19 protein-coding genes are annotated in these 22,842 nt (G+C 62.9%); 6 read left to right on the forward strand and 13 right to left on the reverse strand.

Going from position 1 to position 22,842, the window contains the following annotated elements:
- Positions 1-111: 111 nt before the first annotated feature.
- The 3 genes from RTH74_RS17445 to RTH74_RS17455 all read right to left on the reverse strand — a co-directional run bounded on the left by RTH74_RS17445 (position 112) and on the right by RTH74_RS17455 (position 3,315).
- Entirely contained in the window at positions 112-1,059 is a 948-nt protein-coding gene (locus tag RTH74_RS17445) for an IS110 family transposase (protein WP_316915475.1), read from the reverse strand.
- An 853-nt stretch (positions 1,060-1,912) separates the two neighbouring features.
- Entirely contained in the window at positions 1,913-2,740 is an 828-nt protein-coding gene (locus RTH74_RS17450; protein ID WP_316915476.1) for an AraC family transcriptional regulator, read from the reverse strand.
- Positions 2,741-2,745: 5 nt separating this feature from the next.
- A complete protein-coding gene (locus RTH74_RS17455; protein ID WP_099525733.1) occupies positions 2,746-3,315 on the reverse strand; it encodes a GNAT family N-acetyltransferase in 570 nt (189 codons plus the stop codon).
- A 205-nt stretch (positions 3,316-3,520) separates the two neighbouring features.
- On the opposite strand from RTH74_RS17455, the gene RTH74_RS17460 reads away from it, so the two are divergent.
- Positions 3,521-7,009, forward strand: coding sequence for a PAS domain-containing hybrid sensor histidine kinase/response regulator (locus RTH74_RS17460; protein ID WP_316915477.1), 3,489 nt, complete (start codon positions 3,521-3,523; stop codon positions 7,007-7,009).
- Between the two features lie 74 nt (positions 7,010-7,083).
- On the opposite strand, the gene rmuC is transcribed toward RTH74_RS17460, so the two are convergent.
- The 4 genes from rmuC to RTH74_RS17480 all read right to left on the reverse strand — a co-directional run bounded on the left by rmuC (position 7,084) and on the right by RTH74_RS17480 (position 10,672).
- The gene (gene rmuC / locus RTH74_RS17465) at positions 7,084-8,445 is read right to left on the reverse strand and encodes a DNA recombination protein RmuC (RefSeq protein ID WP_316915602.1); all 1,362 of its coding nucleotides are present in this window, start codon (positions 8,443-8,445) and stop codon (positions 7,084-7,086) included.
- 179 nt (positions 8,446-8,624) lie between these two features.
- On the reverse strand, positions 8,625-8,876 hold the full coding sequence (locus RTH74_RS17470; RefSeq protein WP_013716752.1) for a sel1 repeat family protein: 252 nt from the start codon (positions 8,874-8,876) through the stop codon (positions 8,625-8,627).
- A gap of 438 nt (positions 8,877-9,314) precedes the next feature.
- Positions 9,315-10,067 carry an RES family NAD+ phosphorylase gene (locus tag RTH74_RS17475; protein WP_316915478.1) on the reverse strand — a complete coding sequence of 251 codons (753 nt, stop codon included), beginning with the start codon at positions 10,065-10,067 and terminating at the stop codon, positions 9,315-9,317.
- Positions 10,068-10,300: 233 nt separating this feature from the next.
- On the reverse strand, positions 10,301-10,672 hold the full coding sequence (locus RTH74_RS17480) for an antitoxin Xre/MbcA/ParS toxin-binding domain-containing protein (protein ID WP_099525737.1): 372 nt from the start codon (positions 10,670-10,672) through the stop codon (positions 10,301-10,303).
- A gap of 132 nt (positions 10,673-10,804) precedes the next feature.
- Here RTH74_RS17480 and RTH74_RS17485 point away from each other — a divergent pair, with 132 nt between their 5' ends.
- Genes RTH74_RS17485 through RTH74_RS17495 form a run of 3 tightly spaced genes read left to right on the forward strand, consistent with a single transcriptional unit; the run spans position 10,805 to position 13,936 of the window.
- On the forward strand, positions 10,805-13,360 hold the full coding sequence (locus RTH74_RS17485) for an intermembrane phospholipid transport protein YdbH family protein (protein WP_316915479.1): 2,556 nt from the start codon (positions 10,805-10,807) through the stop codon (positions 13,358-13,360).
- 4 nt (positions 13,361-13,364) lie between these two features.
- Entirely contained in the window at positions 13,365-13,556 is a 192-nt protein-coding gene (locus tag RTH74_RS17490) for a YnbE family lipoprotein (RefSeq protein ID WP_099525739.1), read from the forward strand.
- A 41-nt stretch (positions 13,557-13,597) separates the two neighbouring features.
- Positions 13,598-13,936, forward strand: coding sequence for a YdbL family protein (locus tag RTH74_RS17495; protein WP_316915480.1), 339 nt, complete (start codon positions 13,598-13,600; stop codon positions 13,934-13,936).
- Positions 13,937-13,998: 62 nt separating this feature from the next.
- Here the strand turns inward: RTH74_RS17495 and grxD are convergent, their stop codons facing one another.
- Both grxD and RTH74_RS17505 read right to left on the reverse strand, forming a co-directional pair.
- On the reverse strand, positions 13,999-14,325 hold the full coding sequence (gene grxD / locus RTH74_RS17500) for a Grx4 family monothiol glutaredoxin (RefSeq protein ID WP_074682640.1): 327 nt from the start codon (positions 14,323-14,325) through the stop codon (positions 13,999-14,001).
- 282 nt (positions 14,326-14,607) lie between these two features.
- Positions 14,608-16,716 carry a molybdopterin oxidoreductase family protein gene (locus tag RTH74_RS17505; protein ID WP_316915481.1) on the reverse strand — a complete coding sequence of 703 codons (2,109 nt, stop codon included), beginning with the start codon at positions 16,714-16,716 and terminating at the stop codon, positions 14,608-14,610.
- 382 nt (positions 16,717-17,098) lie between these two features.
- Between RTH74_RS17505 and argF the strand changes: the two genes are divergently transcribed.
- Both argF and RTH74_RS17515 read left to right on the forward strand, forming a co-directional pair.
- A complete protein-coding gene (gene argF, locus RTH74_RS17510) occupies positions 17,099-18,019 on the forward strand; it encodes an ornithine carbamoyltransferase (protein ID WP_125880606.1) in 921 nt (306 codons plus the stop codon).
- Positions 18,016-19,122, forward strand: coding sequence for an ABC transporter ATP-binding protein (locus RTH74_RS17515; RefSeq protein ID WP_316915482.1), 1,107 nt, complete (start codon positions 18,016-18,018; stop codon positions 19,120-19,122). The genes argF and RTH74_RS17515 overlap by 4 nt, the downstream gene beginning before the upstream one ends.
- Here the strand turns inward: RTH74_RS17515 and RTH74_RS17520 are convergent, their stop codons facing one another.
- From RTH74_RS17520 to ybaK, 4 genes are all read right to left on the reverse strand, one after another.
- Positions 19,123-19,929 carry a PhzF family phenazine biosynthesis protein gene (locus RTH74_RS17520; RefSeq protein ID WP_316915483.1) on the reverse strand — a complete coding sequence of 269 codons (807 nt, stop codon included), beginning with the start codon at positions 19,927-19,929 and terminating at the stop codon, positions 19,123-19,125.
- A gap of 97 nt (positions 19,930-20,026) precedes the next feature.
- Complete coding sequence (locus tag RTH74_RS17525) at positions 20,027-20,800, reverse strand: transporter substrate-binding domain-containing protein (protein WP_316915484.1); 774 nt, start codon at positions 20,798-20,800, stop codon at positions 20,027-20,029.
- Complete coding sequence (glpK, locus tag RTH74_RS17530) at positions 20,797-22,284, reverse strand: glycerol kinase GlpK (protein WP_316915485.1); 1,488 nt, start codon at positions 22,282-22,284, stop codon at positions 20,797-20,799. The genes RTH74_RS17525 and glpK overlap by 4 nt, the downstream gene beginning before the upstream one ends.
- An 82-nt stretch (positions 22,285-22,366) precedes the next feature.
- A complete protein-coding gene (gene ybaK / locus RTH74_RS17535) occupies positions 22,367-22,837 on the reverse strand; it encodes a Cys-tRNA(Pro) deacylase (RefSeq protein WP_316915486.1) in 471 nt (156 codons plus the stop codon).
- Positions 22,838-22,842: the final 5 nt, after the last annotated feature.

Consider the following 22,842-nt stretch of genomic DNA (forward strand, 5'->3'; position numbering starts at 1 on the left):
TTGATACCGGACTGGCAATTTAGCGTTAGCTGCCGGTGCTGGCACTATCCGTTAGCGCGTCGTCTGATCTGAAGGGTTTCGCCCCTTACGGGCGAGCAACCGTGTTCAGCGTCAAGCCACTTGAGGCCTGAAATGAGCCTGATCACGGAGCATCGCATTGAGGATGGTAAGCAATTTCCGCATGCAGGCGACGACCGCTACTTTGCCTGGTTTCCCCTGTTCCTTAAGTCGCCGGTAGAAGCTGTACACGACCTCGTTGTGGCTGCGAATGGCCGACAGCGTAGCCATGTAGAGCACCTTCCTGACTTCGGATCGTCCACCCCAGACTCGCCGGGTACCTCGGTAGTAGCCGCTGTCCCGATTGAATGGCGCCACCCCCACCAGTGCTGCAATCTGCTTGCGGTTCAGGAGGCCCAGCTCTGGCAGTAGAGCTAGTAACGTGATTCGACAAACGGGCCCGATACCTTTCACTTCAGCCAGCAAGTCATCCTTGGCCCGCCAGATCTCTGACTTTTGAATGGCGTCATTTATCCCGGCATCGTTGGCTCTGAGGCGCTTCTCCAGCCACTGGATGTGCAGCTTGATGTCGCGTCGCAGGGCCTTGCCCACCGCCTGCTGCAAGCGCAGCTTTTCGGCGACCATCATGTCGACCAGTTGTCGCCGACGCCCAACCAGATCCGCCAGTTCGAGCGCCTGCTCATCGGGTAACGGGCGGATGGCGGGACGGATGGCAATGCCGAATGCGGCGAGAACCCGAGCATCCAACGCGTCGGTCTTGGCCAGTTGACCTGATGCCTTGGCAAAGTCACGGACTTGCCTTGGATTGACCAGCACCAACGGCAATTTCTGTGCAGCTAGCTCCGCAATCAGGAGGCGTTCCAGGCCACCCGTTGCCTCAGCCACGATCAGGTGGGGTACCAAGGCCAGCATATCGGTAGCCAGTTGGGCCCTGCCTGGAGTGTCGTTGGCATAGCGCTGGAGCGTGACGCTGCCACTGACGAAGACATCGAGAAAGTTCTTCGAGATATCGATTCCAACAACGAGAAGTTCTTGGTTCATGGCATTCCTCTCTCACCCTGACTTGCAGAAACGAGCTTTGAGCTCAGGCAACCGTTCGGGTTAATCAAGAAAAACCTGCTCCGACCCTCGCTCGCCCACGATCTGGAGATCTAGTCACTGGCGGTCTGGAGCAGGTGTGGAACAACTTACAAGTCACTTGATTCGCTGCGCTCACCCTGTGGGCCAGCCTGCGGCTGTTACTTCGCTGCGCTTCGTAGCTCTTGCTTGCCCAAGAGAAAGTAACCAAAGAGAAGGGCACCCCACCATCCGGCCCCGGCTACGCCGGGGCTCCCTCGTTCCATCACCACTCCAGGGGCACGCCGCGAAGGGCCATCCCTGGCCCATCGCAGCTCTCGCGACATCCATGTCGCTCAACCCCTTACATGGCGATTCCACTCGGCCTCCTGAAGGGGACTTGGCCGTCGTCTGTACCATCGCGGTTGAAGAGCAAAAGCCAAACGCTACCGACTTTGATCTTCCGGAGATATCGCAAGCTCGCGACCCGGTCCCCTTCAGGAGGCCGAGTGTAGGTGTTGCGTAGGGGAGCGAGCCGCATGGATGCGGCGAGAGGCTTAAAGGGCCAGGGATGGCCCTTGTAAGCCGGCCCCCGGAGCAGCGCCGGAGCGAGGGAAGTTTCGCGTAGCGAAACCCGAATGTCGGGGTGCCCTTCTTTGGCACACCTTTCTTGGGCAAGCAAGAAAGGTGTGGCGCCCGTAAGGGGCGCAACCCAAACGCTCAGTGGATTCGGTAATGGATAGTGCTAAGCCCGTGAGCAATACGTACCCAAACTTGCCAGTCCGCTGTCAAGCGTATCCTCCCCGCGAGAATACGAAGAACCTTTTTATTCCTGCTGTCAGCTCCGGGCCACCGCGCTGCGATATTCACCTGGGCTCACGCCATAAACCTGCTTGAACTGCCGCGACAAGTGGCTCTGATCGGCGAAGCCCAACTGCATCGCCACAGCGACCGCCGTGCAACCCATCTTGAGCAATGCCCGCGCCTGTTCGAGGCGACGCTGTTTGAGCCAGGCATGCGGCGGCAAGCCGGTCGCGCGGCGAAATACGCGCGCGAAATGAAACGGTGAAAGATTGACCGCAGCCGCCAGCTCTTCCAGCGACGGCGGCTCGACCAGTCGCTCGGCGAGCATCTGCTTGGCACAAGCCACGGCCCAGGGCTCGCGCCCAGGCACAGGTGGTTCGGCGAGCTGTGCATGATGCTGGAACAGCAACAGGATCGCCTCACGCCAGGCCAATTGCTGCTGCAACGCCTCGGCGCCATGTTCGAGCAGTTGGTGTAGTTGCAGAAAGGCCGCGTGCAAACGCGGATCATGCAGCACGCTGAAGGTAAACGACGGCATGCCAGCCTTGGCCAGACCCAGCTCCTGTAGCGCTCCCAGTACCTGGGCGTTGTCGGGATAGAAACCGCGATAGCGCCAGCCGTCTTCGTGCGCCTTGGAGCCGGTGTGCACTTCATCAGGGTTGATCAGCACCATACTGCCCTGCGGCGCCAAATGATCGCAGCCACGGTGGCGAAAGCGCTGGGCGCCATGCTCGATCACGGTGAAGACGAACCCTTCATGTACGTGCGGAGCGAAACGCTGCTCGAGGTAGCGCGCCTGCAACAGCTCGACTCCGCTCAATGCGGAGGCTTGCCAGAAGCGGGTCTGCTCACGACTGTGCATACGGCTCAGGCGTTGAAGCCCGCCTCCATCGCCTCACGCAGCGCCGGCCATTCCAGGTCGGTGATGCTGTACAGCACGGTGTCATCGAGCCGGCCATCAGCCAGGCGGCGATGGTTGCGCAGCAATCCTTCACGAACTGCGCCGAGCTTCTCGATAGCGCGTTGCGAACGCAGGTTGCTGGCGGCAGTTTTCAGCTGCACGCGGACCATGCCCCAATTTTCGAAAGCGTGCTTGAGCATCAAATACTTGATGCTGGCGTTCAACCCGCTGCCATGCTGGCGGTGATCAAGCCAGGTCCAGCCAATTTCACAGGCCGGCAGGGTGTTCATGAAGTCGGCGAAGCGCGTGGTACCCACCATTTCGTCACCCAGGCGAATGACGAACGGCAGTGCCCGCTGCTCACGCAGATCGGCCAGGGCGCTGCGGTACCAGTCCAGCCGCTGGGTACCGCTCATGTACAACAGCTCCTCGCGGTTGGCCTCGGCCAGCGCCACCAGGCCAGGGATATCGGCGTCGGAGAGCGGTTCCAGGCGCAGAGCGCCACGTTGCAAAGTCACCAGCTGCGGCTTGAACATAGGGTCCTTCCTCGGACAGAGTCGCAAACCAGCCAAGCTATCAGCCCCTGCGCTGCGGCACAATCGAGTCCCGTCGCAAAGCACGCCTGCTTGGCTGCTACCTTGGTCGCAGCCGACAGCGCGTGGCTTTGTGCAACACTGATCAACATCGGCCTCGCCTCGGCGGCCAGGCTCATTTCGTTCCAGCGCGCGTTTCGGAGTCTGCATGTCGTTGTCCCCCGGGTTGATCGCCGCGGTCGCCCTGATCTACATGACCATTCTTTTCGCCATCGCTTTCTATGGCGACCGTCGCAGCGCGCCCATGCCGCCGAAGATTCGTGCCTGGGTGTACTCGCTGTCGCTGGCCGTCTACTGCACCAGCTGGACCTTCTTCGGCGCCGTCGGCCAAGCCGCCGAACAGTTGTGGTCGTTCCTGCCGATCTACCTGGGCCCGATCATTCTGCTGCTGACCATGCCCTGGGTACTGCAGAAGATGGTGATGATCAGCAAGCAGGAGAACATCACCTCCATCGCCGACTTCATCGCCGCGCGCTACGGCAAGTCGCAGTCGCTGGCCATCGTCGTGGCGCTGATCTGCCTGGTCGGTGTGTTGCCCTATATCGCCCTGCAACTCAAGGGCATCGTGCTCGGGGTCAACCTGCTGATCGGCGTTCATGCCCAGGACACCGGTACCAGCGCCCAGGACACCGCGCTGATCGTGTCACTGGCCCTGGCGTTGTTCACCATTCTATTCGGCACCCGCAACCTCGACGTCACCGAGCACCATCGCGGCATGGTGCTGGCGATTGCCTTCGAGTCGCTGGTCAAGCTGCTGGCCTTCCTCGCCGTGGGCGCCTTCGTCACCTTCGGCCTGTACAACGGTTTCAACGACCTGCTGGAGCAGGCGCACAACACCGCCGAGCTGGATGACTTCTGGAACGAAGCGGTGAACTGGCCGGCCATGCTGGTGCAGACCGGCATGGCGATGATTGCCATCGTCTGCCTGCCGCGGCAGTTCCACGTCACCGTGGTGGAGAACATCGAACCCAAGGACCTGCGCCTGGCGCGCTGGGTATTCCCGGCCTATCTGGTGCTGGCCGTGCTGTTCGTCGTGCCCATCGCCCTCGCCGGACAGATGCTGCTGCCAGCAGGCGTGACACCGGACTCCTTCGTGATCAGCCTGCCCCTGGCCGAAGCCCATCCGGGCCTGGCGGTACTAGCCTTCATCGGCGGCGCCTCGGCCGCCACCGGCATGGTGATCGTCGCTTCGGTGGCGCTGTCGACCATGATATCCAACGATATGCTGCTTCCCTGGCTGTTGCGTCGGCAGAGTACCGAGCGGCCGTTCGAGGCTTTCCGTCACTGGATGCTCACCGCGCGCCGGGTCAGCATCGTGCTGATCCTCTTACTGGCCTACGTCTGCTATCGCCTGCTCGGCGAAGGCGCCAGCCTGGCCACCATTGGCCAGGTGTCGTTTGCCGCCATTGGCCAACTGGCCCCCGCCATGTTCGGCGCCTTGGTGTGGAAGCAAGCCAACCGCCGCGGCGTATTCGCTGGCCTGATCTTCGGCGCCATGCTCTGGTTCTACACCCTGGTGCTGCCGCTGGCGGCACGTGGCATGGGTTGGTCGCTGGACAGCTTCCCCGGGCTCACCGCCCTGCTCTACGCCCCCATCGGCCTGCAGGTCGACCCGCTGACGCGCGGCGTGGTGCTGTCACTGGCTGGCAACATGCTGCTGTTCGCCTGGGTTTCCTGGTTCTCTCGAACCCGAGTTTCCGAGCATTGGCAGGCCGGGCGCTTCATCGGCCATGACCTGGGCACCAAACCCAGCAACCGCAGCCTGCTGGCAGTGCAGGTGGCCGATTTGCTGATGCTGTCCAGCCGTTTCGTCGGCGAAGAACGCGCACGCCAGAGCTTCAATCGCTTCGCCCTGCGACAGGGCAAAGGCAAGGACTTCGATCCCAACCAGCCGGCCAATAGTGAGTGGATCGCCCACACCGAACGTCTGCTCGCTGGCGTGCTGGGCGCATCCTCGACCCGCGCAGTGGTCAAGGCCGCCATCGAAGGCCGCGAGATGCAGGTCGAGGATGTGGTACGCATCGTCGACGAGGCCAGCGAGGTACTGCAGTTCAACCGCGCCTTGCTGCAGGGTGCGATCGAGAACATCACCCAGGGCATCAGCGTGGTCGACCAGAACCTGCGTCTGGTGGCCTGGAACCACCGTTACCTGGAATTGTTCGAGTACCCCGAGGGCCTGATCTACGTAGGGCGCCCCATTGCCGAGATCATTCGCTTCAATGCCGAGCGTGGCATGCTGGGCAGCGGCGATCTGGAGGAGAACGTCGCCAAGCGCCTGTACTGGATGCGCCAGGGTACCGCTCACAGCTATGAGCGGGTATTCCCCAACGGCCGGGTGATCGAGCTGATCGGCAATCCCATGCCGGGCGGTGGTTTCGTCATGAGCTTCACCGACATCACCGAATTCCGCGAAGCCGAGCGCGCACTCAAGGACGCCAACGAAAGCCTCGAACGACGGGTTGCCGAACGTACCCATGAGCTGTCGAAGCTGAACCAGGCACTGACCGAAGCCAAGGCGCACGCCGAAGCCGCCAACCAGTCGAAAACGCGCTTCCTCGCCGCGGTCAGCCATGACCTGATGCAACCGCTCAATGCAGCCCGGCTGTTCTCCGCGGCGCTGGCCCACCAGGATGACGCCCTGCCAAACGAGGCCCAGGAACTGGTCCGGCACCTGGACAGCTCGTTGCGTTCGGCCGAGGACCTGATTACCGACCTGCTGGATATCTCGCGCCTGGAAAACGGTAGGATCACGCCAGACCGTCACGCCTTCGCCCTCTCCAGCCTGTTCGACACCCTCGCCGCCGAGTTCGGCGTGCTGGCTGCCGAACAGGGTATCGACCTGCGCGTACGCGGCAGTCGGCAATGGATCGACAGTGATATCAAACTGCTGCGCCGGGTATTGCAGAATTTCCTGACCAACGCCTTCCGCTACGCCAAGGGCCGCGTGGTGTTGGGAGTACGCCGTGAAGGCAATCAATTGCGCCTGGAAGTCTGGGACCGCGGCATGGGTATCCCCGAGGACAAGCGCAAGGTGATCTTCGAGGAGTTCAAGCGCCTCGACAGCCACCAGACCCGCGCCGAGAAAGGCCTGGGTTTGGGCCTGGCGATTGCCGACGGCCTGTGCCGCGTACTCTCCCACCGCCTGGAAGTGCGCTCCTGGCCAGGTAAAGGCAGCGTGTTCAGCGTCAGCGTACCGCTGGCGAGAAAACCGGCGCCGAAGCAGCAAGGCCCAGCCTTACCGGCAGTCGATGGCCAGCCCTTGCAGGGCACCCAGGTGATCTGCATCGATAACGAGGACAGCATTCTCACCGGCATGTACAGCCTGCTCTCGCGCTGGGGCTGCCAAGTGTGGACGGCGCGCAATCGCCTGGAGTGCGAGCACCTGCTCAGCGAGGACGTACGCCCGCAACTGGCGCTGATCGACTACCACCTCGACGAGGGCGAAACCGGCACCGAACTGATGGCCTGGCTCCGCACGCGCCTGGGCGAGCCAGTACCGGGCGTGGTGATCAGCGCTGACGGCCGCCCGGAACTGGTCGCCGAGGTCCATGCCGCCGGCCTCGACTACCTGCCCAAACCGGTCAAGCCTGCGGCCCTGCGGGCATTGCTCAGTCGCCACCTGACACTGCGTGGCTAGCCGTATCTTGGCCGGTGGCTTGCGCCCTTGTAACCACTGCTGAGCGTTTCACCGGCGCGTCATGCGGTGTCCGCTTACTCGCCCAGCTCATCCAGTGCAGGCAGATCAGCGGAGCGCTCGAGCAGCTCGCCTGGCAGGCTCTTGCTGGCGCGGGCGCCCAGCAGCTTGAGATTTTCCACACGGCCAATGAGGTTGCCACGACCGTCCACCAGCTTGTTGCGGGCACTGGCGTAAGCCTTGTCCAATTGCTGCAGACGGCTGCCCATCTCATCCAGATCGGCGACAAAGGCAACGAACTTGTCGTACAGCTGGCCGGCGCGCTCGGCAATCTCGCGGGCGTTCTGGCCCTGACGCTCCTGGCGCCATAGGCTGTCGATCACCCGCAGGGTAGCCAGCAAGGTGGTCGGGCTGACGATCACCACCTGCTGCTCGAAAGCCTCCTGGAACAGGTCCGGCTCGGCCTGCAGCGCCGCGGCGAAGGCCGCCTCGATGGGCACGAAGAGCAGCACGAAATCCAGACTGTGCAAACCTTCGAGACGCTGATAGTCCTTGCCGGACAGGCCCTTGAGGTGGCTGCGTAGCGAGACCAGGTGCTGCTTGAGCGCCTGCTGGCGAATCGGTTCGTCCACTGCCGCGACATACTGCTGGTAAGCGCTGAGGCTGACCTTGGCATCGACGATCACCTGCCTGTCGCCCGGCAGGCGGATGAGCACGTCAGGCTGAAAACGCTCCCCACCAGCGCCCTTGAGGCTGACCTGGGTGTGGTACTCACGCCCCTTCTCCAGGCCGGCATGCTCCAGCACCCGCTCCAGCACCAACTCGCCCCAGTTGCCCTGAGTCTTCTGGCCCTTGAGTGCACGGGTCAGATTGGTCGCCTCGTCGCCCAGGCGCTGATTGAGCTGCTGCAGGCGCTGCAACTCCTTGTTCAGGGAAAAACGCTCACGCGCTTCTTGTTGATAACTCTCGTCGACGCGCTTCTCGAACGCCTGGATGCGCTCCTTGAGTGGGTCGAGCAACTGGCCGAGGCGCTGCTGGCTGGTCTCCGCGAAACGCTGCTCGCGCTCATCGAAGATCTTCGTTGCCAGTTCGGAGAACTGGGCGCGCAGCTCGTTGCGCGCGCCCTGCAGATCATCAAGACGCTGCTGCTGGTTGTCGCGGTTTTCCTGCAGCTCGGCAGCCAGTGCCGCACACTCGGCGGTGAGCCGACGCAATTCAGCTTCGTTGCGCTCGCGCTGCTGATTCCACGACTGCGCGGCCTCGCGGGCAATCTGCCGCTCCTGCTGCAGCAGCTCATTCTCACGCCGCAAACCGGCCAACTCGGTTTGCTGCTCCACCTTGATCTCGCTGACCTCGGCCAACTCGGCTCGACAATCATCGAGTTGCGCCAGCAAACCGGTCTGGCTGAGCTGTGCATGCTCCAGGCGCTCCTGCAGCAACGCCTGTTCGCCTTGCTCGCGAGCCAGCCTGCGCTGCAAGGACCAAAGGCCGGCCAATAGCGGAACCAGCGCAACGGCGATGCCGATAGCGAGAGAGAGGGGATCGATTGGCATAGACGCTCCATGTTTGACCGCCGTGCAGTATACCCGCCGGCGATTTACACGGGGCCAGCACGCACTCAGCGTGAAAGACGCTCCAGCTCCAGCTGAGCGCCACGGTCGCCCGCGCGCGCTGCCTGGCGTAGCAGCTCATAACCGATGCGGCGATCACGGGTATTACCGCAGTCGCGGCAGAGCAGTTGGCCCAACCGGCTTTGTGCCTGGACACAGCCCTTGCGCGCAGGCTGCTTGAGCAGGTTGCCGGCGATGCGTTTGACACTAGGGGTTTGCCCCAGACGCGGGCTGTCGAGCAGCCACAGCGCAACGCGCATGGGCAGACGAGAAGAACCGGGACGGGTCGCAGAGGATGAAGCAGGTAAAGCGCGAGGCATAAATACAGAGGGGGTGACTGCCGGGGCGCGCCACTCTACTCCTTTTTTCTCGAAGGTAAAGCCTTGCCTGCCAGATCGATTGCAGCTGCTAGAAAGAGTTCCCTCACAATCCACAGAAGCTGTGGATAACTCCGTGCACAACTTGGGCGAAAGAACTCACAGGCCTGATGCCATGGGGCTCGCAGTCAAACTGTCGATTTTTTCACCAACGAAAAAAGTGCATATTTTTCATTGACTTAAAAATCAACCACGGAAAATCAAGCGGTTAGCGGCGTTTCTGACAGTGATGTGACAGCCTGCTTCAGCATTGTGCACAACTCCCTGCGACAGATCCGCGCAGCGCTCTGTTTCGGGGCATCTACCGCACCAGCGCAGGCTTTACGCGGGGTGAGGCAATTGCCCTTGCACCAGAAACTGCTCCCAGTGAAACAGCCGCGGTTGATCCGGCGTTTGCGCATGCTTGAACGCTACGTACTCACCCGTGGTTTCACACAACCAGGCGGTCAGATTGCGCGGGCGCTTTTCCGCAAACGCAGCCGGCACGTAGAGCGCGACATTGCTGCCACCATCCGGGCAGCGAGCCGAGCGGTACTCGAAGGCCTGGATGCCCGCTGCACGCATCGCCGCACCGAGGCGCTGGGGCACGCTGTAGTCGCTAGGGTGAGCCAACAGGACGCCATGCCCCTCGAAGGGTGGCTTGTGCAACTGGATACCGCGTTCGACGCGATAACGCGCCTCGAAGGTGGAATGCTCGGAGAGGATGCGGCCACTGGGCGGCGCAGTGGCCATGCCGTTCCACAGGACGAAACGGTAGTAGGCAGCCTCAGCCATCGCCGTTTCCAGGCGCTGGGCGGCGTAGAACAGGCTGGGTTCGTGTACGGTGCCGAAGCGCGAACCCCAGCGCAGCGGTGGATAACGAAACGGCGTCTTCAACAGATAGTGCAGTGGCTCGGTAGCCTCCGGCAGCGGCGGTTTGCTGTTCTCGAGCAACTCCTCGAGCAAGGCCTGCTCGGCGAGGGTATCCACCAGTTGCAGAGTCGCGACCTGCGCCTGACTCTCCACCATGCGCAACAGCTTGCCGCGCAGCGGTCGCACCTGCCGCTCGCCGTCGCATAGTTGCCAGATGTCCATGGCGATACCTCCTTAAAGCGCAGAGCCTGCTCAAAGCATCGCGAGCTAGAGCCGTGCAAGGCAAAAATAGGCAAGGAACGGTCGGAGTCGCGGGCGACTGTACTTTTGTACATTCGCATGACTCGCTGCGCTCGCCCCTTCGGGACCGCACTAACGTGCGTTGGCCGTAAACAGCCTACCGAGCCTGTTTTTAACGCAGCAGGGCCGACGCGCAGCAGGCTTTGAGCAAGCTCTCAGACCTTGCCGCGAATGGCGTCCAGATACTCGACGACACGCACCAACCCCTGCACCTGACTCATCTGCTGCAGCGGTACGCCAGCCAGATGGCGATTCTCGGTGCGCAGGAAATGGCGCATGTCCTGCTGATTGCCGCCAAACAGGGCGAACAACGCGCGGTAGGCGCGAATCAGCAGCAGGGCCAGTTCGCCGGTCTTGCTTTGCGGGCGCAAACCGCCCTGCTCGTTCCAGCGGCTGATGGCACTGCGATGGACGCCGACGATATCGGCCAACTCCTGCTGGGTCAGCCCCAGGTGCTCACGGGTATTGAGCAAGGCCTTGGCCAGTACCGCATCGGCGTCAGGCTGGCTGCGAGTCACTGCACTCATCATGTCCTCCTACGCGTGTTTAGAACAAATAAATCAACAAAAGCTGTAAACACACAATAGCACGGAAAGCTGCTTGGCACCCACCCGAGCATGGGGTACCGTCCCCTGCACGGCATCTGGCAAGGAGAACTCATGAGCCGCCGGCGTTTCTGGCTGAGCATCTGCGTAGCGACTCTGGCAGTGTTGTCGCTACTCGCCTGCTATGCCGGCTACCGCGTGCAACAACTGCTCGAGGAGCAGCACATCGCGCTGGACTGGCAACGCCTGAGCCTGTCCTGGCGCGGCGTGCAGCTGCACGATGTGCGTATGACCCAGGGTCAGAGCGGTGAGTTGCGTGCACAGGCCAGCCAACTGCAACTCGAGTGGCTGGCCAGCGAGGCGCCGCGCTATCGCCTGCTTGCCCGAGGCCTGCAAGTTGTCTGGCAACCCGCACCAGCAGCGGCGCAAAACCAGACCGACAGTGACCTCGGCGCCCTCGTCGAGCGCACGCTCAACACCCTGCCATGGCTGCCACGACAGATCGACGTACGCGACGCCCACGCGCAGCTGCCTTGCCATGGCGGTCAATGCACGCTCGACGGCAACCTCAGCCTGCAGCACCTGGACGATGCACTGCAATTGCACCTGCAACTTGAGCGTGAGACGCACAGTGCACGGCTACATGCGCGCCTGCAGGGTCTGGACAGTACGCCGGACAGCACACGCCAGCTGGAGATGAGCCTGCACCTCGACGACCAGCAGCAGATGGAGCTGCACAGCGATGTGCTCGCCCAGGGCGATGCGTTGCAGTGGTCTGGCAACCTGCTGCTCGCCCCTCTGCAGGAGATCGCCTGGGTCGGCGCCTGGCTGAGCGAATGGACCCCACTCGACGCAGCCAACCTGCCCGCAACGCCGCAGCAAGCCGGCATCATCGCTCAGTGGCAACTGCAGTTGCCGCAGACCACCCGCCAGCTCGGCGAGCTGCTGGCCGCGCCGGGATGGTTGCGTGTCGATGCCCAGCTGCCGCAGCCCTGGCCGCTGCCTGGCGTCGGCATGATCAGCGGCGAACTGGAGCTCGACCTGCTCAACACCAGCGACACCTGGCAAGCACGCAAGCTGCACGGCAATCTGCAGCTCGACACGCAGGACGCATCCTGGCTGTCCGCCCTGCCAAGCGGCCTGCGCCCCCACAAGTTACAGATGCAGCTCACGCCACTGCAGGGCAGCCTCGACAACGAACTGACCGTGCAACTGAAGCTATCCGGCCAGGGAGCACTCGAGCTGCAAGCAAATGCCGAGCTCGCTCTGCACCAATCGCCTGACTGGTCGCTGAACGTCCGCCAACTGCAACTCGACGCCCGCAGCAAGCGCACGGATCTGGCAGACAGCCGTGCCGATGGCCTGCACCTGAACCTGGGCCTGACTGGCAGTGCAACCACGCAGCAGGTGCAATTCAAGACCACCGACACCTCTCGCCTGGCCATCAAGAGTCTGCGCAGCAGCGATCTGGAGCTGCTGCAGGCTCAACTGACACTCGCCGGTCTCGACCTTGCTGGCGCGCCACGCTCACCCATGCTGTCCGGGCCGCTGACGCTGCGCATACAGAGCCTGCAACACCCGCAACTGCAGGCGCAGGGCTGGCAATGGCAAGGCCGACTTGAGGCCGACAGCGCCAGCCAGAAACTCGATGGTGCATTGCTGGCGGACTCGGGGCTGAGCATGGCACTGCGCCTGAACAACACCGCCGATGCACTGGGGCTGAACGCCACAGTCGATGAACTCTTCCTGCGCGCAGGCAACCCGCTGGCCCATACGCTAGCGAGCTGGCCGCCGCTGTTGACGCTGGACAACGGCCGTATCCAGGCCGACGCCAGCCTCAGCCTGCCCACTGGCAAGCCCGTGCAACTGAGGGCGAAGCTCAGCGGCAAAGGCCTGGCCGGCATCTATGACCGCAGCACGCTGAGCGGTGTGGACGCCGAATTGCACCTGCGCCTCGCGGGCGAGCGCCTGACACTGGAGCTGCCGAGCCTGAGCGCGAAACAGCTCGACCCCGGTATCGCCCTAGGCCCTTTGCAACTGCAGGCCAGTTATCAGGCCAGCCTGCAACGCCCTCTGGCCGGCAGCTTCAGCCATCAACGCGCGGAACTGGGCATCCTTGGCGGCAGCCTGAGCCTGGAACCAGCGACCTGGGCACTGGATCGCCCCAGCCAGTTGCTGCCACTGAAGCTCAGCGGCCTGGATCTGCAGGAGCTGTTTCGCGTCTATCCAGCCGAAGGGCTCGCCGGCAATGGGCTGATCGACGGCACCTTGCCGCTGCGCCTGGGCGGCGCCATCAGCATCGAACAGGGCCTGATCGAAGCCAGGCCGCCAGGAGGGCAACTGAGCTTTCACTCGCCGCGCATTCGCGCCATGGGCCAGGCCAACCCGGGTATGAAGCTGGTCACCGACGCACTGGAGGACTTCCACTACGATCTGCTCAGCAGTAGCGTCGACTATGATCAGTCCGGCACACTGCAGCTAGGCATGCGCCTGCATGGACAGAACCCGGCCATCGAGAAAGGCCGCCCCATCCACTTCAATATCAATCTGGAAGAAGACATTCCGGCCTTGCTGGCCAGCCTGCAATTGACCGACAAGGTGAGTGGCATCATCCAGCAACGGATTCAGCAATGGATGCGCCAGCGTGTCCCCCAAGAATCAAAGGAGTAGCGCCATGCGCACGTACCGCCTCCTCGCAGTCCTGAGCCTGGGGCTGCTGTGCCAGGCCTGTACCCCAACGGTACAACTGGCGATGCCGAACGAACCGATCAACATCAATCTGAACGTCAAGGTCGAGCACGAAATCTACATCAAGGTGGACAAGGCGCTGGACAGTGTATTTAGCGAAGGCAGCGGTCTGTTTTGAGCCCACTGTTTCGGCATGAACAGGTCCTACGGAGAGAGACGATGATTCGATACATTTCGACCCTGCTGCTGGCACTCACCCTCAGCCTGCCGGCCTACGCACTGAACCTCAACCAGGCCATGAGCGCGCTGGGCGACGCCAAGGCCACCGGCCAGCTCGGCGAGCAACCCAACGGCTATCTGGGCGTGGTCAAGGCCGGCGGCCAGGCCGATGAAATCGCCCGGCTGATCAACCAGGCGCGGCGCGCCGAATACCAGAAGGTCGCGCAGGACAACGGCATCAGCCTGAACGACGTGGAAGCCATCGCCGGCAAGAAGGCCATCGAGCGCACGCCCAAGGGCCAGTTCATCCAGCTGAACGGCCAGTGGCTGCAGAAGTAGGCAGCAGATGGCAGAAACGAAAGAACCCGCCTAGGCGGGTTCTTTTTTTGCAAATGCAGTGATCAGGCGTCGGCCTTACCCACAGCATCCTTGATCAGGGTCTGCAGCTCGCCCTTCTCGTACATCTCGGTGAGGATGTCGCTACCGCCGACCAGCTCACCGCCGACCCACAGCTGCGGGAAGGTCGGCCAGTTGGCGTACTTCGGCAGGTTGGCGCGGATTTCCGGGTTCTGCAGGATGTCGACGTAGGCGAACTTCTCGCCGCAGCCCATCACGACCTGAGCAGCACGGGCCGAGAAGCCACACTGCGGCGCGTTGGGCGAGCCTTTCATGTACAGCAGAACGGTGTTGTTGGCGATCTGCTCTTTGATGGTTTCGATGATATCCATGGGGCACCTCAGCATAGACTTCGCGACCCGACGGTCGCCACGGTGGCGCGATTGTAGCGAAAAACCGAGCGTAATGCTCGGCCTTGCCGTCCTCCCTAGACCTGCTTACGACCTCGCGAGCTAGAGACATGCAAGGCAAAAACAGGCGAGGGCGCGGAGTTTACGAGTTGTAAATGAGCAGTACTCACTTCGTTCGCCCTTCGGGCCGCGCTAAAGCGCGTTAGCCGCAAGCGGCTTTCCGAGCCTGTTTTTAACGCAGCAGGGCCGACGCGCAGCAGGTCGTTACGCAGCCACCACCTCCACTGGCACACCATTGAGCACGGCATTACCGGACAGCGCATCGAGCTGGCGCTCGTCGGTCAGGTCGTTGGCGCTGGCACCCGGCTGGGCACACGCAATGTCCATCTGCACGCCAGGGCGGGCATGCCCCCAGCCATGGGGCAGGCTGACCACGCCAGCCATCACCTCATCGCTGGCGGCCACCTCCACCTCGATGCTGCCAACCCGCGAGCGCACACTGACGCGCTGACCATCGGCCAAACCACGACTGGCCAGGTCCGCGGGGTTCATCAATAACTGATGACGCGGCTTGCCCTTCACCAGACGGTGATAGTTGTGCATCCAGGAGTTGTTGCTGCGCACGTGACGACGGCCGATCAACAATAGTTCATGGGCGGCCGGTTGCTGCTGTTCGGCGAAGCGTGCCAGATCGGCGAGCAGCAGCTCAGGGGCAACCTGCACGGCCTTGCTCGGCGTTTTCAGGCGCGCGCCCAGGTTCGGTTGCAACGGCCCCAGGTCGACGCCATGCGGATGCTCACGCAATGCAGCCAGACTGAGCTTGCGCTCACTGCGATCACCATAGGGGCCGAAACGCAGGCCCATGTCGATCATCTGCTCAGGCGCCATGGTCGGTTTCAGCTCAAGGCCATTGCGCGCCGCGAACGCCCTGGCCAGACCGACGAAGATTTCCCAGTCGTGCAATGCACCCTCCGGCTTGGCCAGGATTGCCTCGTTGAAGCGGGTGACGTTGCGCACCGCGAACACATTGAAGGTGGTGTCGTAATGATCGTGCTCCAGCGGCGCGGTCGGCGGCAGAATCAGGTCGGCGTAACGGGTGGTCTCGTTGATGTAGAAATCCACCGAGAGCATGAAGTCCAGGCCGTCCAACGCCTGCTCCAGCTGGCGCCCATTGGGTGTCGACAGCACCGGATTGCCGGCCACCGTGACCAGGGCACGGATCTGCCCCTCACCCGGCGTCAACATCTCTTCGGCCAGCGCCGAAACCGGCAGCTCGCCACCGTATTCCGGCAGGCCGGATACCCGGCTCTGCCAGCGATTGAAATGCCCGCCCGAGGTGCTTGCCACCAGATCCACCGCCGGCGTGGTGCAGAGCACGCCGCCCGCACGATCGAGGTTGCCGGTCACCAGATTGATGATCTGTACCAGCCATTGGCACAGGGTGCCGAACGCCTGGGTGGAAACGCCCATGCGTCCGTAACACACGGCCTTGTCCGCAGCGGCGAAATCCCGCGCCAGTTGGCGGATGGTTTCTGCCGGCACGCCACAGCGCGCGCTCATGGCCTCGGCACCAAATCCGGCAATTGCTTCGCGCACCTGCTCCAGCCCTTCTACCGGCAGATGGCTGTCGCGCGTCAGGCCCTCCTCGAACAGGGTATTGAGCAGCGCCAGCAGCAGCGCGGCATCGCTACCGGGGCGCACGAACAGGTGCTGGTCGGCGATGGCGGCGGTCTCGCTGCGCCGCGGGTCGACCACCACCAGCTTGCCACCGCGGGCCTGGATGGCCTTCAGGCGCTTCTCCACATCCGGCACAGTCATGATGCTGCCGTTGGAGGCCAAGGGGTTGCCGCCCAGAATCAGCATGAAGTCGGTGTGATCGATATCGGGAATCGGAATCAGCAGACCGTGGCCGTACATCAGATGGCTGGTCAGGTGGTGCGGCAACTGATCCACCGACGTGGCGGAGAAGCGATTGCGGGTTTTCAGCTGACCCAGAAAGTAGTTGCTGTGGGTCATCAGCCCGTAGTTATGCACGCTGGGATTGCCCTGATACACGGCCACGGCGTTCTGTCCATGCTTGGACTGGATCGCGCTCAGGCGCTCGGCTACCAGTTCAAAAGCCTCATCCCAGCCGATGGCCTGCCACTGCTCGCCAATGCGGCGCATGGGCTGGCGGATACGGTCGGGGTCGTTCTGGATGTCCTGCAGCGCAACGGCCTTGGGGCAGATATGACCGCGGCTGAAGCTGTCCTGGGCATCGCCCTTGATCGAGCGAATCTGCGTGCTGCCGTCGGCTTGAGCTTCGGTTTCGATGGCAAGGCCGCAGATGGCTTCGCACAGATGGCATGCACGGTAATGGAGGGACTTGGTCATGGCCTGGCCTCTTGTTCTGATCCGAGACGACCGGTCAGGTCGCAGGTCATGAACTATGGGCCGAGCGAGGAGGCGACGCCAGCAGCGTTCGCCTCATGAATCGACAGGCATCAAGCCTGCCGATTCAGCAGCACCACGTACGTGGCCCCTGGCACGACTGCGTTCAATATCACTGGCGCCAGCGCTTTGGCTAAAAAGGCTTGTAAAACATCATTCTGCGCGCCCGTAGGCGTTAACTTGCGCCGTCTCGTCATTTCCTTATAGGATCGCGCCTTCCCCTGTTTCGTCGCACCCTGCGGCCTCCTGCCGCAAGCTCTGCTGTTTTTGTCGGTTTTAGCCCCGAACGCAAGCTTGCGAAATGTAGTGATAAAGGTAGTTAACGATGAGCGTCAGACACTTTCTCTCGATGATGGATTACACACCGGACGAACTGGTGGGACTGATCCGCCGAGGCATCGAGCTGAAGAATCTGCGCAACAGTGGCGTACTCTTCGAGCCGCTGAAGAACCGCGTGCTGGGCATGATCTTCGAGAAGGCCTCGACCCGCACCCGCCTGTCCTTCGAAGCCGGCATGATCCAGCTCGGCGGCCAGGCCATCTTCCTCTCGCCGCGCGATACCCAGCTGGGCCGTGGCGAACCGATTGGCGACGCCGCCATCGTCATGTCGAGCATGCTCGATGCGGTGATGATCCGCACCTTCGCCCACAGCAACCTCACCGAGTTCGCCGCCAAGTCCAAGGTGCCGGTAATCAACGGCCTGTCCGACGACCTGCACCCCTGCCAGTTGCTCGCCGACATGCAGACCTTCCTCGAACACCGCGGCAGCATCGCCGGCAAGACGGTGGCCTGGATCGGTGATGGCAACAATATGTGCAACTCCTACATCGAAGCGGCGATGCAGTTCGACTTCCAGCTGAAGGTCGCCTGCCCTGCTGGCTATGAGCCGGACGCACGTTTCCTGGCCCAGGCCGGCGAGCGTGTGCAGGTGCTGCGTGACCCGCGCGAAGCGGTGGCCGGCGCGCATCTGGTCAGCACCGACGTATGGGCCTCAATGGGCCAGGAAGATGAGGCCGAGCAGCGCATGGCGTTGTTCCGCCCCTATCAGGTCACCCGCGAGCTGCTCGACGCCGCCGCCGAAGACGTGCTGTTCATGCATTGCCTGCCGGCGCACCGCGGCGAAGAAATCAGCTTCGACCTGCTCGACGACCCGCGCTCGGTTGCATGGGATCAAGCCGAGAACCGCCTGCACGCACAGAAGGCGCTGCTGGAGATGCTGGTCGAACCGGCGTACCACCACGCATGAGCCAGCCCCTGCTGCAGCTACGCGGGCTGAACTGCGGCTACCACGCCCACAAGGTGGTGCAGGATCTCGACCTGCACCTCAACCCGGGCGATATCGGTTGCCTGCTCGGCCCCTCGGGTTGCGGCAAGACCACCACATTGCGCGCCATCGCCGGTTTCGAGCCAGTGCTCGAAGGTGAGATCGAGCTCGACGGCGAGGTGATATCCCGCGCCGGTTTCACCCTGGCACCGGAGAAGCGCCAGATCGGCATGGTATTTCAGGACTATGCCCTTTTCCCCCACCTGAGCGTGGCGGAGAACGTCGCCTTCGGCATTCGCAAGCACGCCAATGCCGAGCGCGTGACCCAGGAATTACTAGAGCTGGTCAAGCTTGGGCACCTGGCCAAACGTTACCCCCACGAACTGTCTGGCGGCCAGCAACAACGCGTGGCCCTGGCCCGCGCCCTGGCACCGGAGCCGAAGCTGCTGCTGCTCGACGAGCCCTTCTCCAACCTCGATGGCGAACTTCGTCGGCGCCTGAGCCATGAAGTGCGCGAGATACTCAAGACGCGCGGCACCAGCGCCATCCTGGTGACCCACGATCAGGAAGAAGCCTTCGCCGTCAGCGACCACGTCGGCGTGTTCAAGAATGGTCGCCTGGAGCAATGGGACACACCGTTCAACCTCTACCACGAGCCGCTGACGCCCTTCGTCGCCAGCTTCATTGGCCAGGGTTATTTCATCCGCGGCCAGCTGCTCAGCCCGGAAACGGTGCAGACCGAACTCGGGGTGATCCGCGGCAACCGTGCCTATACCTGGGCGCAGGGCAGCGCGGTGGACGTATTACTGCGCCCGGATGACATCGTCCCGGACGAAAGCAGCGAACTGAAGGCGCGTATCGTCGGCAAGACCTTCCTCGGCGCAGCGACGCTCTACCGCCTGCAACTACCGACCGGCAGCCAGCTGGAATCGATCTTTCCCAGTCATGCCGATCACCAGCCGGGCGACGAGGTGGGCATCCGCATCGCCGCCGACCACCTGGTGGCCTTCCCGGCCCTTGGCAGCGTCGCCGCGCAATTGCAGCTGAGCGAATCAGCTGGCGTGCGCCGGGTCAGCAGCAACTGATCAGAGCATCAGCTGGCCACTGGCGATATGCCGCGCGTGGCCAGCGATCTTCACCCGCTCACCCTCCAGACGACAAAGCAGCTCGCCGCCACGCGCCGAGCACTGGAAAGCGCTGAGCGTATTGCGGCCCAGACGCTCGACCCAATAGGGCATAAGTATGCAGTGGGTCGAACCGGTGACCGGGTCTTCATCGATACCGATACTGGGCGCGAAGTAGCGCGAAACGAAGTCATGTTGGGCGCCGGCAGCCGTGACCAGCACGCCAAGCCCCGGCAAGGTGGCCAGCGCGGGCAGGTTCGGCTTCAGCTCGCGGAGCTCGGCCTCGGACTCCAGCACCACCATCAGTTCCTGCACGCTGCCATCAGCATTGCCCAACGCCAGTACCTGCTCCACCTGACGCTCCAGCGCACGCTCGGTCTGGTCGTGTAATTCCCGCGTCACCAACTCCGCGCGCCGCACCGGGAAATCCAATTGCAGACGTTCGCCCTGCCGGGTGACCTGCAGTGCTCCAGACAAGCAGGTGAAATCCAATACCTCGGTAGATTCTTGATAGATGTCGAACAGCACCTTGGCCGCCGCCAGGGTGGCATGCCCGCACAGCGGCACCTCGCTGACCGGAGTGAACCAGCGGATATGCCAGGCGCTGCCCTCTTTCACCACGAATGCGGTCTCGGCCAGGTTGTGCTCAGCGGCGATGCGCTGCATCAGTGAATCGTCGAGCCAACGCTCAAGGCGATAGACGATGGCTGGATTACCGGCGAAGGGCTGATCGGTGAACGCGTCGATCTGGTGAAATTCGAGAGGCATGAAGCATTCCTGATCAGGATAGGGGAACCAGAGCATGCCGCGCTCAGCGCAGGCGAACCACGTACAGAGGGCCTGTATTTTCCCCGAACAGTACGCCTCAGCGGATGCCGTAGCGCCGTAACAGTTCATCCAGGCGCCCGTCCTCGCGAAAGCGCTGCAGGCCCTGCTCGAACAGTTCGGCATAGCGCGGGCTACCAGCCAGGCCCGGCGCGAACGCTAGATAGATGGGAATATCCGGCTGCCGGCAGCCGACTTCGACGATCTCGCCATGTAGATAGCGCTCACTGAGCAGCGCCTGCATCACCCAGGCATTCTCCACCAGCGCATCGATGCGCCTGTGGCGCAGCTTGCGCAGGTTGCTGATCAGCGCATGATCACCGGTCATCAACTGCACCTGGGACGGGTCATGGTGATTGCGCAGATACAGGTCGAGTTCGGCGCCATAGCTGTAACCATTGATCGCGCCGAGGCGCACGCTTTGCAGAGAATCCAGCCCCTGGTAACGCCAAGCACCACCGCGGGAGGCGTAGAAGCACATGCGCGACACACCGGGCGCCGTGGGCGTGAAGATGAAGTCCGGCGCATCCTGCACCCCGGCGCCGATCAACGCGTCCAGCTTGCCGCGCCGGGTATCGTGCACCGCGCGCGCCCAATTGATCACGCGGTACTCCACCTCAATGCCGGACTCGGCAAAGATCTGTTCGGCTAGCTCGACGAAGATGCCGCGCTTCTCAGCATCTACCGCACAGTTGATTGGGCACCAGAGATCGCCAGCGATCACCAGCTTCTCAGCCCGCGCCAGGCCGCTGCACAGTATCAGCGACAACAACACGCCAGTGCCGATGCGGCCCAACAGAACGGGGGTTCTCACGCTTCGCTGCGCACCCGCTTCACCGCATCCAGCCAACCAGCGTAAAGGCGTTCGCGATGTGCATCGTTCATCCGCGGCTCGAAACGCTGCTGACGATGCCAATGACTGGCGATGGCGTTCAGGTCCTGGTACAGGCCTAACTTCAGACCTGCCAGATAGGCGACACCGAGCGCAGTGGTCTCGGTGACCTCCGGACGTTCGACACTGACGCCGAGAATGTCGGCGAGAAACTGCATGACCCAGTTGTTCTCTACCATGCCGCCGTCGACACGCAGGGCGCTAGGCGCCGCCGCCCCATCCTGGCGCATAGCTTCGAGCAGGTCACGGGTCTGGTAGCACACCGACTGCAGGCCGGCGGTGACGATCTCCTTGATACCGGTATCGCGGGTCAGGCCGAAGATGGCACCGCGCGCCTTGGGGTCCCAATACGGCGCGCCCAAGCCGGTGAATGCCGGCACCAGGTAGACGCCGCAGGCTTCACCGGTGGCCTCGGCCAGCGCCTCGCTCTCGCGCGCATGGCTGATCAGCTTGATACCGTCACGCAGCCACTGCACCGCCGCGCCCGCGACGAAGATGCTGCCCTCCACCGCGTAGGTGACCTTGCCATCGAGGCGATAGCCGACCGTGGTCAGCAGACGGTTCTTCGAACTCACCGGCTGATCGCCAGTGTTCTGGATCATGAAACAGCCAGTACCGTAGGTGCTCTTGACCATGCCCGGCTCGAAGCAGGCCTGGCCGATCAGGGCCGCCTGCTGGTCACCGGCCATGCCCAGCACCGGAATACTGGCGCCGAGCAGCGCGCTGTCGGTGTGACCGAACTCGGCAGCGCAGTCGAGCACCTCGGGCAGCAGGCTGGCCGGGATCTCAAACAGCTTGAGCAGCTCTTCGTCCCACTGCTGGGTGTGGATGTTGAACATCAGCGTGCGCGAAGCATTGCTGGCGTCGGTGCGGTGCACCTTGCCATCGGTCAGACGCCACAACAAGAAGCTGTCGACGGTGCCGAAGCGCAGCTCACCGCGCTCGGCCCGCTCACGAGCGCCCGGCACGTTATGCAGAATCCAGCGCAGCTTGGTGGCGGAGAAATACGGATCGATCAGCAGGCCGGTCTTGGCCGAGACCGCCGCCTCATGGCCTTGCTCCTTGAGTCCGGCGCAATAGTCGGCGGTGCGACGATCCTGCCAGACGATGGCCGGATGGATGGGCGTACCAGTGACGGCATCCCACACCAGGGTGGTTTCGCGCTGGTTGGTGATGCCGATGGCGGCAATCGCCTCGGGCTGCAGACCGCTGCTGGCAATGGCATCGTGGCAAACCTTGAGCGTGGAGGACCATATCTCCTCACCGTCGTGCTCGACCCAGCCATCCTGAGGGAAGTACTGCTTGAACTCCTGCTGAGCACGCGCAACCGGCAGCCCCTGATCATTGAAGATGATGGCGCGGGAGCTGGTGGTGCCCTGGTCGATGGCTAGCAGGTATTGGGTCATGCGAGATTCCTTGTTGTTATCGGAAGCATTCACTGCAGTTGACTGCAGACTGGCTTATTTTGCTGGCAGCATACTGCTCGCTTCAGGCTTTGCCGATAGCGGCGAACTGCCCCTGGGTGTGCTGCGCCAGGGTCTCGGCCGAAAGCTCCAGCTCCAGCCCTCGCCGGCCACCACTGACGTGAATGGTGGGATGCTGGCGTGCACTTTCGTCGATAAACGTACGCAGGCGCTTCTTCTGCCCCAGCGGGCTGATGCCGCCAACCAGATAACCGGTGGCGCGCTGTGCGGCCGCCGGGTCGGCCATGTCCGCTTTCTTCGCCCCCGCAGCTGCTGCCAGCGCCTTGAGATCGAGGCTGCCCGCCACCGGCACGACCGCCACCAGCAGCTCGCCCTTCTCGGTCGTGGCGAGCAGAGTCTTGTACACGCACTCGGGTGCCAGCCCCAGCTTCTCGGCCGCCTCCAGCCCGTAGGACGGCGCCTTGGGATCGTGCTGGTAGCTGTGCACGCGGTGTTCGACCTTGGCCTTTTTCAACAGATCGATTGCGGGAGTCATGTTCG

This window comes from Pseudomonas sp. zfem001 (assembly GCF_032621725.1).
Taxonomy (GTDB): Bacteria; Pseudomonadota; Gammaproteobacteria; order Pseudomonadales; family Pseudomonadaceae; genus Aquipseudomonas; species Aquipseudomonas sediminis.